This window comes from Streptomyces sp. R28 (assembly GCF_041052385.1).
Taxonomy (GTDB): domain Bacteria; phylum Actinomycetota; class Actinomycetes; order Streptomycetales; family Streptomycetaceae; genus Streptomyces.
Map to the genome: position 1 here is coordinate 7657480 of NZ_CP163439.1, position 12308 is coordinate 7669787.

At 69.8% G+C, this 12308-nt stretch carries 13 protein-coding genes; 4 read left to right on the forward strand and 9 right to left on the reverse strand.

Going from position 1 to position 12308, the window contains the following annotated elements; translation table 11 throughout:
- Positions 1–4 precede the first annotated feature (4 nt).
- Positions 5–1990, reverse strand: a complete 1986-nt coding sequence (locus AB5J49_RS34470) for a toxin glutamine deamidase domain-containing protein (RefSeq protein WP_369172762.1) — start codon at positions 1988–1990, stop codon at positions 5–7.
- Between the two features lie 985 nt (positions 1991–2975).
- On the opposite strand from AB5J49_RS34470, the gene AB5J49_RS34475 reads away from it, so the two are divergent.
- Positions 2976–3851, forward strand: a complete 876-nt coding sequence (locus tag AB5J49_RS34475) for a hypothetical protein (RefSeq protein ID WP_369172763.1) — start codon at positions 2976–2978, stop codon at positions 3849–3851.
- Between the two features lie 116 nt (positions 3852–3967).
- Positions 3968–4564, forward strand: a complete 597-nt coding sequence (locus tag AB5J49_RS34480; RefSeq protein ID WP_369172764.1) for a hypothetical protein — start codon at positions 3968–3970, stop codon at positions 4562–4564.
- Between the two features lie 76 nt (positions 4565–4640).
- On the opposite strand, the gene AB5J49_RS34485 is transcribed toward AB5J49_RS34480, so the two are convergent.
- Positions 4641–5294 carry a hypothetical protein gene (locus AB5J49_RS34485; protein ID WP_369172765.1) on the reverse strand — a complete coding sequence of 218 codons (654 nt, stop codon included), beginning with the start codon at positions 5292–5294 and terminating at the stop codon, positions 4641–4643.
- 216 nt (positions 5295–5510) lie between these two features.
- Between AB5J49_RS34485 and AB5J49_RS34490 the strand changes: the two genes are divergently transcribed.
- Positions 5511–5729 carry a hypothetical protein gene (locus AB5J49_RS34490; protein WP_274244035.1) on the forward strand — a complete coding sequence of 73 codons (219 nt, stop codon included), beginning with the start codon at positions 5511–5513 and terminating at the stop codon, positions 5727–5729.
- Between the two features lie 36 nt (positions 5730–5765).
- On the opposite strand, the gene AB5J49_RS34495 is transcribed toward AB5J49_RS34490, so the two are convergent.
- Together AB5J49_RS34495 and AB5J49_RS34500 are read right to left on the reverse strand one after the other, a co-directional pair.
- Entirely contained in the window at positions 5766–6278 is a 513-nt protein-coding gene (locus AB5J49_RS34495) for a hypothetical protein (protein WP_369172766.1), read from the reverse strand.
- 116 nt (positions 6279–6394) lie between these two features.
- The gene (locus tag AB5J49_RS34500) at positions 6395–7051 is read right to left on the reverse strand and encodes a hypothetical protein (RefSeq protein ID WP_369172767.1); all 657 of its coding nucleotides are present in this window, start codon (positions 7049–7051) and stop codon (positions 6395–6397) included.
- A gap of 110 nt (positions 7052–7161) precedes the next feature.
- Here AB5J49_RS34500 and AB5J49_RS34505 point away from each other — a divergent pair, with 110 nt between their 5' ends.
- On the forward strand, positions 7162–7590 hold the full coding sequence (locus AB5J49_RS34505; RefSeq protein ID WP_369172768.1) for a hypothetical protein: 429 nt from the start codon (positions 7162–7164) through the stop codon (positions 7588–7590).
- Positions 7591–7607: 17 nt separating this feature from the next.
- Here AB5J49_RS34505 and AB5J49_RS34510 read toward each other — a convergent pair whose 3' ends face one another.
- From AB5J49_RS34510 to AB5J49_RS34530, 5 genes are all read right to left on the reverse strand, one after another.
- On the reverse strand, positions 7608–7913 hold the full coding sequence (locus AB5J49_RS34510; RefSeq protein ID WP_369172769.1) for a hypothetical protein: 306 nt from the start codon (positions 7911–7913) through the stop codon (positions 7608–7610).
- A 35-nt stretch (positions 7914–7948) separates the two neighbouring features.
- A complete protein-coding gene (locus AB5J49_RS34515) occupies positions 7949–9280 on the reverse strand; it encodes an SUKH-4 family immunity protein (RefSeq protein ID WP_369172770.1) in 1332 nt (443 codons plus the stop codon).
- A gap of 112 nt (positions 9281–9392) precedes the next feature.
- Positions 9393–11366 carry an ATP-binding protein gene (locus tag AB5J49_RS34520; RefSeq protein ID WP_369172771.1) on the reverse strand — a complete coding sequence of 658 codons (1974 nt, stop codon included), beginning with the start codon at positions 11364–11366 and terminating at the stop codon, positions 9393–9395.
- A 122-nt stretch (positions 11367–11488) separates the two neighbouring features.
- Positions 11489–11815, reverse strand: a complete 327-nt coding sequence (locus AB5J49_RS34525; RefSeq protein ID WP_369172772.1) for a DUF397 domain-containing protein — start codon at positions 11813–11815, stop codon at positions 11489–11491.
- A gap of 95 nt (positions 11816–11910) precedes the next feature.
- Positions 11911–12297, reverse strand: coding sequence for a hypothetical protein (locus AB5J49_RS34530; RefSeq protein ID WP_369172773.1), 387 nt, complete (start codon positions 12295–12297; stop codon positions 11911–11913).
- Between the last annotated feature and the right edge of the window lie 11 nt (positions 12298–12308).

Sequence of the window (12308 nt, forward strand, 5' to 3'; positions counted from 1 at the left end):
GGGCCTACTTTAGCTGCGGTGCGATCCCCTTCCAGAGCGCTTCGACCTTCCTGACATGTCTGACCATCTCTCGATCGCGGGCCTTCTCATTGGCGGTAACTGGGAATTGCTTCTTGACCTGAGCCGTGATCTTTTTCTTTTCGTCATCGGGAAGAGCGGCTCTCGGGTCCAACCCGAGTTCTGCCCGGCGCTGTTTCTGGAGTTCCCTGGTGAGTTCGGATCGCTGCTGATCCGCTGGGTCGGCCCGGTATGTGGTGCTGTAGTACACAGGCGCACCGGCGAGACGCTCACCCAGCAGATTCGAGCAGTTGGAACTCCCGAGTCCGCCCTTCTTGTCACCACACGGCTCGCGTTCGGTATACAGGGCGGAGATCGTGTAGTTGCGCCCTGTGCCCTCATTGGCCTTGTTGACGTCGTCGATCCAGTCCGCGATGTGCCGTTCCGAATGTAGACCGGTAACCCCTGACCGGCTTGGGAACGACGAGTCCGTCACGTATTCGATGGTGCCGTCGTCCCGCTGCAACTCGACTACTGCGAAGTTTCGTTGAGTCAGGTCCGGTGTGTGTGTCTCCGGAACCCCGAGCTTTGTCATCAACTTTCTCACGCGCTCGCCGGGGGTCTTGTGCTTGGCGGCGCCTTCGGACTCCTTGCCGTTGTCCATCGGGTTGCTGTTCACGCCGTACTGCTCGTGAGCCGATTGGCTGAGACGAGCCAATGTGGAGATGACCAGCATTTTCTCGCCCCGGTTCAGGGACTCGAATCCGGGCAGGGCCTTGTTCAATCCATCGGACGTGAAGGTACGCGGTCGATCCGGGGAGGCATTGGGGTCCGACTCGGAACCCGCGGCCACATTCAGGACATGAGCGAGCTGACCGTTCTGGGCCCAGTCCCGCAGCTGTTGGTCGACGTGGCCCTGCTGCAGCCGGAAAACAGGATTGGTCTGGCGGACGCGCTGCTGCGAATCGTCCGGGTCCAGGTTGCCCTGTTGCTCCTTTTTGTCGCCGAACTCGCGGTCCAGACGTGGGTGAGAGTCGTCGGGGTGTGGTTCGAGTCCGGCCTTCTTGTCCTGGCCGTCCTTGTCGTCGCTGTCGGCCTTGTTGTTCTTGTCGTTCGGGTCCTTGCCGTCTGCATTCTGGCCGTTGGATGGCTGCCCGGCCGGTTCGGCAGCTGGTCTCCGCGCTGTGTCGGCAGACGATTCCGGGGTGGTTCGAGGGTTGCTGCGGTTGGCACCAGCGCTGTTGGAGTCGGTGGCACCGGGCCGGTTCGGCGGCACCGGCTGCCGGTTCGAGTCCAGCGGAATCGCAAAGACCCCGTTGTCCCCACTGTGCAGCGGCTTCGAACTCTGCTGCCCCGTCTGCGCATCGATGTACGTGATCTTGCCGTTGTGGTTGACGGCGTTCCAGGCATGCGCCCGCCCATTGGCGTCCTGCGTGATGATCACGGCCTGTGAGCCGTGCCCGCTGTTGCGGAGGGTGTTCTCCAGGCGGTTGAAGGCGTCGCGCCCGTTGCCCATGTCGCTGAAGCGGGCACCCAGCGTGTTCTCGATGCGGTCGCGGCCGCCCTTCTCGCCGCGGTCCGACGGGTTGCCGTCGGCGTCCAGATCGGGTGTCCGGCTGGCCGCTGCTGTGGGGTTGCCTGCGTAGGTGTCCACCGTGGACAGGGCCACGTCGACACAGTTGTTGTTGCGGCCGGGGGCATCCCGTCCGTCGCCGTTGATGCGCTCGACCCAGCGGCCGTCCGCCGGGTTCGGCGGTCGGGTCGGGTCGCCGTTCTCGTCTCGGGGGACCGAGTTCTCCAGGGCGTCCTGCTCGGCGCGGGTGGGGTCGGTGACACCGCCCGGCGGGTTGGTGTTGCGGGTTTCCGAAGCCGGGGTTGGGGTCTCCTTCGGCCTCGGGTTGTCCGAGGAGTTCTGCTGATTGCTGTTGTTAGGGGTGGAGTCCGGGGTCTGTGGGGCGGACTGCTGGGGCTGGTTGGTCGGCGTCGTGACCACGTGGTGGACCGGTACCGGGATGACCTGAGGCTGCTGCTGTTGGTTCGGGGTGTTCGCCGGGGGCTGTTGGGTGTTGGGCTGCGCGCCCGGCTGGTTCGGGGTGTTCGGCGTGCTGCCCGCGGGCTGGTGGGGTGGCCTGTTGGGGGTGGCGCCGGGGGTCGGTTGGTTCGGAGTGCCGGGCGTGCCCTGAGTCGTGGGGTTGCTGGTGGGGCCGGGCTGGGTCGACGAGTGCGGACTGTTGCTCGGTGTCGAGGCGCGCTCGGGTCCGGTGCCGGTCGAGGTGGAGGGCGTCGACGTGGGGGTGCTGGTGGACGGCGACGCGGTCCTGGGGGGAGTCGACTGGGCCGGGGTCTGGTTCGGTGTGCTCGTCCTCGGGTCGTTGCCCGGGGTGTGGGTACGGCTGCCGCCGGTCGAGTCCGCGGTGTTGCGGGGCGTGGTGCCGTCTCCCGGGGTTGTGGTCCCTGGGTTGTTGCGGGGCGGAGTGCGGTCGCCCGGCGTTGTCCCGGGGTTGTTGCGGGAGGTGCTGCCGTCGTTAGGGGTCGTGCTCCCGGGGTTGTTGCGCGGCGTGGTGCCGTCCCCCGGCGTGGCCGTCCCAGGGGTGCGCGGCGGAGTGCGGTCGCCGGGCGTCGTACCGGGGGTGTTCCGCGGCGTGCTGCCGTCGCCCGGGGTCGTACTCCCGGGTCGCTGTGCCGGTATTCGACCATCCGGCGTGCCCTGCGTACCCGGCGTACGGCCGTCCCCCGCACCCGGAGCTCGCCCGTCCGGCGTCGAAGCAGGCGTACTCCGAGGCGTCGTAGGAGATGTAGGGCTCGGAGTGGAGGCAGGCCCCGTCCCCGGGGCGGAGGGCGTACCAGGGGTACTGGCGGAAGGATTCCTCGCCGGACCGGAGTTGGGATTCGGGCTCGTCGCGGACGGGTTGCCGACGCTGCCGGAAGCACCCGGGCTGTGGTGCCCACCCGGAGCCGGCCCTCCGGTAGAAGGCGCCGTGGGCGACGTCGGCATGGCCGAGCCGCCGTCCGAACGGCCGCCGGAACTGGAGGGAGAGGGGTCGGCAGTCGTCGGCGTCGGTGCCGCGTTGGACTGTGTGGGAGCGCTGGCGGCCAGGCCGTCGATCTGGGTGCCGATCGAGCCGCCCCCGGGCGAGGACGACGTACCGCCGGACGACGCGGACCCGGACGAGGGCGCGGACTGCGCGCTCGGGGACGACAGGCCGGATACGGGGGAGCCGCCGGAGTGCGAGGGGCCGGACGTGCTTGGTGTGCTGGACGAGCCGTTGGAGTCGGAGCCGTTGGACGAGGGGCCGCCGGGTGAGGGGGCGTCGAAGTCCGACAGGGACGGCCCTGAAGAGGGCGTCGGCCGCGAGTACGGGCTGTCCGAGGAGGACGAGTTCCCGGAATCGGAGCCCGACCCGGGGCCGGAGTCGGGGCCTGCGCCGATATTGGGGGTGGGGATGTCGGCGCCGCCTGTGTCGGCGGATATGCCGCTGCCTATGTTCGCCCCGGGGATGTTGCCGTTGCCCGTGCGCGTCGAGGTGGAGGAGTCCGACCCCGACGAACTCGAGTCGGAGGACGAAGAGTTGGAGGAAGAGGAGTCGGAGGACGAAGAGTCCGAGGAAGAGGAGTCAGACGAAGACGAGTCAGAGGAAGACGAGTTGGAACTCCCCGGCCCGGAGTCGCTGCCGATGTCACCCCCCGACGGCCCGTCGTACCCGTCGATCCGGCTGTCCACCGCGTGCCGGGCCCGGCTGCCGGCCTTCTGGCCCAGGCTGTCGCGCACGCCTTCCGCGAAGGTCTGGGGGCTCTGCTTGAGGGCGTCGAGGCCTGCCTCGCCGCCGGCCTTGAGGGTGGCGCCGACGTCGTAGCCTTCCTGGGCGCCGAAGCCGACGTTCACGGTCTGGCGGATGAGGTCGGTGATGATCGCCTCGATCGCCGAGATCGCGGGTTCCTTCATCGTCTCGATGAGCGCCTCGATCATGGCTTGTTTGAGCTCGTCGAGGAGGCGTCGGACGATCAGGCGGGTGATCTGGGTGGCGCCGAGGCCGGCGACCTCGGACAGGCCGAAGGTGAAGGGTGCGGCGGCGTGGGCGGCGATGATCTCGATCGCCAGGGCGATGAGCTGGGCGATGACCGCCCATTTGGCGAACTCGACGAGGTAGGCGCAGGCCTCCAGCACGTTCGCGATGAGGAACGCGGCCTCGGCTGCGCTGCGGAGGTAGCCGTCGTTGCCGCCGCCACCGTCGAACTTCTCGTACGTCTTGGTGAACTTGTCGATCGATTCACCGGCGTTGTGGGCGGTGACCTGCCGCGCGGCGCCGTTCGCCGTGGTGTGGAGCTCGTTGACCTTCTCGCCGAACTCCCGCCACACGGTGGCGCAGTCCCTGAGCTTGTCCTCGTTGGCCGTGGGCCACTTGTAGCCCAGCATCTCGAGAACCCACTCGAGCTCGTCCGGCAACATCATCGCCACAGCAGAAAGCACCCCCGTCAGACAGCACGGCCGTACACATCCCTCACCAGCCAAGGGAAATCACACTGGAGTACAGCCGTCCGCAAAGTCTACGGACTCACCTGCCGATGACTTCAGGTGTTCGCTGTCACAAGTGCGTAGCAGGCAGACGCCGTTGTCCGGAGCCGTGCGCCACGAGACCGGCCGTTCACCGCGTACGGCCCTGAGTGCGCTCTCGGTGTCCCTTGATGTCAGGTCGTCCGACGTGGCCCTCGGCGCGCTCCGACTCGCCGAGCCAGATGTGTGGAACGTACTGCTGGACCGCCGAGACCAACTCCTGTCGGCAGGGGGCGGGGAAGGGGAGGCGGTGCCGCAGACGGGGAAGGTCGGGGTGCAACGGCTCCTCGTCGCGGACCAGAGTCCACAGGACGGGGTCGTCCCGGTCGATGGGACCGGCGGGGAACAGCTCCAGGGAGTAGACCGTCTGGCTCTTGCCGAACCTGCTCCAGTACAGGCCGACTCCGGCAAGGCCTTGCCAGGGGATGACGTTCCGACGTTGCCCGTTCTCGACCCACAGGCCAGTGGCGTCGACGAGGATCCGGGCGCGGCGGTTCGCCCAGTTGGCGAGGAAGAGGAACAGGCCGAGCGCACCGAGCAGCAACATGAACACGAGGCCCGCATACCCTGCCGGGTTGGACGCCCCGTTCTGGTTCCCGCTAGCAACCACGACAGCGCCGAAGACGCCGACCGCGCCCAGCGCGATGAGCAGGACGGAGCAGGGGAGCCCGGTCGTGGCGCCGCGGCGGCCGGTCCGTATGACCGTGGCATCAGGTGCGGGGGAGGGCGTGTGCGAAGGCAACATGGTGCGTGAGCTTAGCGAATTGACCTACGCTCCCTCCTCATGACGACGCACGGCCGGGAACGCGGCGGGGAACTGGTACACACGCAGGCGCGAGGCGACGAGGGCGATCTCGTCCCGCCCGGCGCGAATGAGCTCACGGCGAGATTCCAAGGGCAAGCGGACCCGGGGTTCGCGAGACAGCGGTCGCGGCAGGCACGGAGCGCCCGCGGTGGGCTCATGGCCGCCGGGGCGTTGGTGGCGCTGGTCTGCCTCATGGTGATCGTGGGGCATCTCAGAAGCGGTACGCAGGCGGTTGTGGGAACCGTGGTGTACGGCTTGAGCCTGGCTGCTGCCGGTCTCAGCGTGGAGTTGGCGCGGCGCGGACGCACCCGCCTGGCCATGATGGCGATCATTTTCGCGGCGGCGGGCGCGTCCCTGGCGGATGCGCTGTCCTGACTCGATGGAGTTCTGGTCAGCGAGCCGAAGGCCGGATCAGACCTTGGTGAAGCACAACGTGTAGCTGGACCTGTGGCCGGTGTTGCGGTACTGAATCCCGTAGTCGTACTCCGACCCGCACTCCCTGCCCTTGCCGGGCATCCACTCACCCAACTTGTACTCGGCCTCGGCGGAGTCACAGTCGACCACTGTCGGCACCGGGTCGCCGTCGGGGTCCGCGACCTTGACGCAGTCGCCGATCTCCGGCTCGTGCTTCTTGGCCTCCTCGGCCGCCGCCGACGCCGAAGCCTCTGCCTTGGCCTTGCCGCCGGTGGGGCTGGTGTTGTAGTCCCAGACCCAGTAGCCCAGGGCGCCGAACACCGCGATGACGATGACAGCCGACTTCAGCGCCCGCAACAGACCTGCCGGCTGCGGTCGCTGAGGCCCGCGGGGAGGCTGCGGCTGCTGCGGATGTCCGTACGGAGCCTGAGGCTGCTGCGGGTATCCGTACGGCTGCTGAGGCTGCCCGTACGGCGGTTGGTTCTGGTACTGCGGCGGAGGCGTGGACATGCTTGGAAGACCCCGTGGTTGGCTGAACGGATGGAGATCAACGCGAAGTTGACGGGCGCACGCTACCCTCCGGCATCAGCCGGGCGCCCACCGGGGGTGAAATGTGTGGGAACCGGTCAGAAGAAGTAACTGACCAGGAACGACACCCCGGCGCCGACGAGCCCCACCCCGATCATCCCGATCACGACCGACCGCGTCACTCCCCGCCCCGCGGCCTCCCACGCCGCGTCGAACGAGATACGGCTCCGCCCGAACGGCGCGAACCCGGTGGCGAGGCAGAAGGCCCCGAGCCCCGTGAGGACCCAGCCACCGAAGAAGGCACCGAACCAGCGCCAGGCCCGGTCCATGCCGGCTTGGACGTAATCGGCATCCACCGCGCCCTCCGCCGACGGTGGCTCCGCCTGCTGCACAGCCAACTCGGTGCCCTGCGCGTACCGCCGCCTGACCTGCACCGCGGCATGGGGGTCCGTGCCCTTGCCGTCCTCGGAGACGAAGGTGCCCTCGCAGCGGACGGGTCGGCGGTTCTTACGGCTGCTGCGGGAGGCGTTGCTCGGGTAGCTCACCTCGCACTGCTGCACCGTCAGGGTGCCGTGTGTACCCGACCAACCGGCCGCGTACGCCCCCTCGTACGCACCGAATCCGCTCAAGGCGAGCCCCGCGATCAGAAAGACCAGGCCGCCCGCTCGCCCGAGGCGCCCGAAGGCGCGGCCGACGAGGCCGGTGAGGGAACGGTCGACGCCTGTGCCGCTTCCTGTGCCTTGCGTCCGAGCCATGACGATGCGGTCCTTCTCCTCGATCCTTCTCCACTTCCTCCAGCGGGGCCCAGCATGGCACCCATGAGTGACGGGAGATACTTCAGGTGTCGAGAGTCGAGGAGAAGCGAATGACCAGGAAGCCCGAGAACTCACCCAACCCGGACGGCTCTTCGCAGGAACGCGGTGTGCTCGACGAGGCACTCGAACCGGAGCAGATCCGTTCCCTGAACTCCGCCCTGCGCAAGCTGTCCCAAACCGAGGGCGCCGGCAAGGAGATGCAGGAGGCGGCCAAGAAACTGCTCTCCGGCCGCGTCGCCCTGCGCGACGCGCTGGACGATCCCGCGGTGTCCCGCGCCCTGGGCGGAGGCATGGCGTCCCTGCGCGGTCAGTGGGAGTCGCTGTCGGACGACGAACGCGATCAGGTCAGGCACGGTGAGCCGCTGGGCGGCGCTGGCCCCTCCTCCGGGACGTCCGAGCCGAGGCGGCCGGAGGGCGAGAACTCGCAGTCCGGGAAGAAGAACCAGGGGCGGCACAGCGGCGGGTTCTCGCTGTACTGAGCACACGCGCCGGCGGGTTACGACCGGCGCTGCCCCCGGTACAGCGCGATGGCCGCCTCGGTGGGGTGGTTGGGGACGGTGACGGACTCGCCGGTGTCCTTGGCGACCACGATCTTGCTGCCGCCGGGCGGAGCGGGCTGAGGCCGCCCGGCGGCATCCGTGACCGGTGGGAACACCGCGTACACCAGGTATCCGATGTCGAACTCCGCCACGCGCAGCTCGGCCGGGGTGCCGTCCGGCAGCTTGGGCTGCGCGTAGCGGCCGCGCACGATGGCGAGAGCCTCCTCGGAGGTGGTGGGCGGTGCCGGGTGGTCCGAGGTCACGGGTCGCTCTCCTTGTCGCCTCTGCTGTGTCTTGGTCAGAACAGCCCGTGCCACATCTGCTCGACGACCAGCGACCACCAGGTCTCCGCGTTGCTCAGTGCGGACGCGTCCACGGCCGCCAACTGCTCCTGCAGCGCCGCCACTTCCGCACCGGCCGCGACCGGGTCCAGTCCCCGCACCCGCTGCCGCGCGCCGGCGAGCAGGGCCAGAGAGCGGGCGAAGGCGGCGACCGACACGTTCACGTACCGAGCCGCGGCGGTGACCGGGTCCACGGCCCACAGCGCACCGAGACCGTCCGGCTGCCCTGTCCCCGGCCGGCACTGCACCGCGATGACCGCGACGCCGTCGAAGCCGATCCGGACCAGGTACGACAGGGCGCCGATCTTCTCCTCGTCGGCCGGGCTGCGCCGCTCGCGCAGATTCGTGGCGACGTCCGTGAACAGGCCGCCGGCCGGAGGCGCGTCGGTCCGGTCCGCGGTGAAGAAGAGCGGCAGGTCGGCGGGGAGCCCCGCCCACGTGAGCGTCGCCCCGGCAGCCTCGGGCAACGGGCTGCCCGCGATGTCGTCGGCGTCGTAGCGGCGTACGCCGTCCTCGCCGAACACCTCGGCAAGATGCCGTCCGAGCGCCACGTCACGCATCGGCTCCGCGGGCGTCACTTGCGCGGGAACCGGAAGGCGGTGCGGACGGGGCGGCGCCTGCTGGCCGGCAATCCGGTGCATCGTCTCGACCTGCTCGACCAACGCCGCGATGCCCTCCGCACGTGCCTCGGGACGCGCCCCGTAGGACTGCGAGCAGGAGAGCTGGGCGTTGGGGAAGGTGTTGAGGAGCTCGGCCGTGTATCCGCCGGGGAGCAGGCTGGGGCGCAGGTCGGTGTGGATGGCCACGACATTGTCGGCGGGTACGTTCATCCGCCGCAGCTCCCCCCACGCCTGGTACTCGGCGGGGGGCAGACCCGGGGCGGAGGTGCGGAAGAGGGTGGTCTCCTCGCCGTTCGCCGGGTCGACGTACGTGAAGACGGCGGTGTTGCCGGGGCCGGTGACCGGACGGGCGGCGCCGTCGGACGTGCCCGCGCCCTGGGCCGCGCCGCCGTGCTTCTGCCGGTACATCCGGACGACCTCGTCGACCGGCACCGACGGCCAGACCGTCAGCTCGCCGGTACGACGGTCCACGACCCCGCACGCGTCGCCGATCTCGGCGGGCGGCCGCCGCGCTCCGGTCTCCGGGTCACGTTCGGGTTCCGCGGGTGCCGCCCACACGACCCAGCCCAGGTCGAACTCCTGCATCCGGACCTCGCGGCGCGGCTCCGTCGAGCCTTCCGGATTGAGCCAACGGTCGGCGATGGCGAGCGCCTGCTCCTGGCTGGTCACGGGGAGGCTCCTTCGAGTGGGTCGGTCTGCGGTGAGGCGGATGATGCGGGAGACGGGAAGGGGGAAGGGGTGCGGGCCTGCGTCACGGTGTGCGCAAGGCCCTCGTACATGCCTACGAGGCTATCCCCGCGCCCGCCGCGCGGATGCGGAGGGCCTTCGCCCCGCGCTCGGTGGCGAGGAGGAGGATGCCGTCGGGGGACAGGTCGGCCGCGGTGAAGGGCGTGTCGGAGATCAGCGCCGCCACGACCTCCTGGTCCGCCCGGTTCCAGACGCGCAGGTAGTCGGCGCCGCGGCTCAGGCCCAGCGGGGCGGCGGCACGTTCCTCCTCCGACGGACGAAGAATCTGCTCGGGATCGGCGTCACCGAGGTGATCAGGCTGTACGAGGCCATGGACCAGCACCGCGGAACCGGACTCCTCGCCCGGCGCACCGACCGGCCGTGCGCCAGGTGTGCCGGCGGGGACGACCAGCACGGCGACCGGGGTGGCAGATCCGTCGGGGCGAGGCAGGCTGCCCACGGTCACAGCGCTGACGCCGGGCAGAGTCAGACTCCACAGCGTCTGCCACGGCAGTTCCAGCCCGAGCCGCTGGTGTATCGCCTCTGCGTACTCGGGCAGACCGTCCTCGACGAACGTGGCCTCCAACAGGGCGGCACGCAGCGTGACGGGCGCCTCGGTGCGGGTCAGCAGGGGCGCCGTACGGAGGTACGTACGGGCCGGTGCGCCCAGCTGCTCGGCCGGTACGGCCTCGACCGCGGCGCGCAGCGCAACCGGGTCGGCGTGGACGAACAGGGCCGGATCCGTGAGGAGTTGGGGGAGCAGCCCGGCTTCCAGGGTGTGGCCGGCGATGTGGTCGCGCACATAGGGGTCGGCCTTGCTCCAGTCCTGCTCCGGCACGGCCTCCAGCAGGGCCATCGCGAGCTGGGTCTGGGCGGCGGCGACGTGGGGCAGACCGGCGCGGATCTCGTCACCGAGGGCCGGGTGCAATAGCCGTAGCAACGTCCGTCCGCCGTCCCCCTGCTCGCCCTCTGCTTGGTCCGCTTCCTGTTCCGCTTCCTGTTCCGCGTCCTGCTCCACGGGCTGCACGAAGGGCCCGGCGAGCAGCATCCCGTCCGCGATGGCCTGGCTCATGTCCCGTCCGGCCACCGCACTCGCCAGCCGTGCCCACAACTGGATCGGTATGCCGTCGGCCTCGGCCAGGGCGAGCGGTGCCAGCAGCAGCCGCAGCGTCTGCGGATCGGCTCCCAGCCGACCGGCGTGCAGGTCCAGGGCCTCACCGACGGACGTCGGGAGGTACCTCTCGTCGGCCGGGTCGAAGCCCTCCGGTGCCATCAGGAGGCAGTTGACGGCGAGTTGGACGACCAGCGGACTCCCGGCCCGGCGGCCGATGGCCGCTCCCAGGGCGAGGCGGCCCGCGGGGTCCACGGTGAACGGCAGCTCGGGTGCTCCGAACTCCGGGTTCAGCGCCGCGTGCGCGTGGCGCACCAGACCCTCGGGGTCGGCCCACTCCGGCTCGTCGAGATCGATGACCTGCACGGTGCCGGGCGGCAGACCCTCGGCCAGCTCGGCGGCCAGGGGACGCGGTACCTCGGCCAGCAGCCGGACCGTCTCGGTGGCGGCCAGCGGGGCGAGCACCTCCCGTACCAGCCGTGCGGGTTCGCCCGCCGCGCGGACCGGTCCGGCACGGTCGACGTCCGGTACGACGACGGTCACCGGCTCGTCGAGTGCGGCCATTTCGGCGTACACGCCCTCGATGCTGGTGGCGTTCAGCTCGTAGTGGTCGGCCAGCAGCCACAGGACCTGGGCCGCGGTCAGCCCCTCGGGGGCGGGGACGGCCGGGGCCGGCAGCTCCGGCGGCACCGTCGACGGATCCATCTCGTCCAGCGGCATCTGCTTGCGGTACCCCGGCTCGCAGAGCATCAGGAATCCGGTGAGCAGCCGCGAACGCCCGCTGCCGGAGCCGCCGGTGACCACGACCACGCGCGGAGCGCCGGGCGCGGTCGCACGCCATGCGGTGAGCGCGCGCAGTGCGGCTGTCCGGCCGCCTATGTGGGGGTGCGGTGCGTAGCCCTCGGTCGAGCCGGTCATGGGTCCCCGTCCTCCGCCGTCGCGGACGCCTACTCGTACGACCCTGATCTTAGGCGCCGTGCCGACCCCGCGGGCGAGCGGTCGGCCGCCCGCGAACGCCGACGACGCCCCCCGAAGCCGCCCTACTCCGCTACCACCCCACCATTGTGCGGAGCCGGCTCCAGATCGAACTCCCCGTCCCGCGCCCCGAGAACGAACGCCCGCCACTCCGCCTCGGTGTACCGCAGCACGGTGCCGGGGTCCAGGGACGACCGCATGGCCACCGCGCCCTCCGGCAGGTACGCGATCTCGACGCGCTCCTCGTGCTTCTCGGTACCGGGCGCGCAGTGCCACTCGACCCCGGAGATGTCGAGGGCGTACAGCTCGTCCCGCTCCCGCTCCTTGCGCGCCTTGGTGTCCTCGGCCTGAGTCCCGACCTCGTTGTTCTGTGGCTCGGTAGCCTCGGTCATGCTGCTGGGCCTCTTCCTGACGTGCGAACGAAGTGTGCGTCTCACCCTACTGGCGCGAGTGACCTGTCACACGTCCGTCGCAGATCAGCCACTGATCAGGTGGTCGATCGGGTGTGAATCTCGCCGCGCGCGACCCCGGGCGGAACCTTCACCTGACCGTCGTACTCGGCCATCGTCTTCTTCCAGATGTCGTTCTGCGCGGCCTCGTTCTGCTCGTGTGCCACGCCCATCTTGGCCAGGGCGGCTCCCATGCCGGCGATCCGCTCCGCCAGGCTGCCCATCGAGTCGTACATGCCGTCGCGCAGGCCTTCGTAGACGACGCCGAACTTCTCGCCGATGTCGTCGTCACCCCACGGCGGGGTGTCGCCCTTCTCGAGAGCGGTCAGGCCGGTCGTCAGCTTGTGCACGGCCTTGGAGAACTCCACACCGGCATTGAACATGTGGAATCCCTCGGTCTTCAGTACCTCAGGATCGGAGTCCATGTAGTCCGACG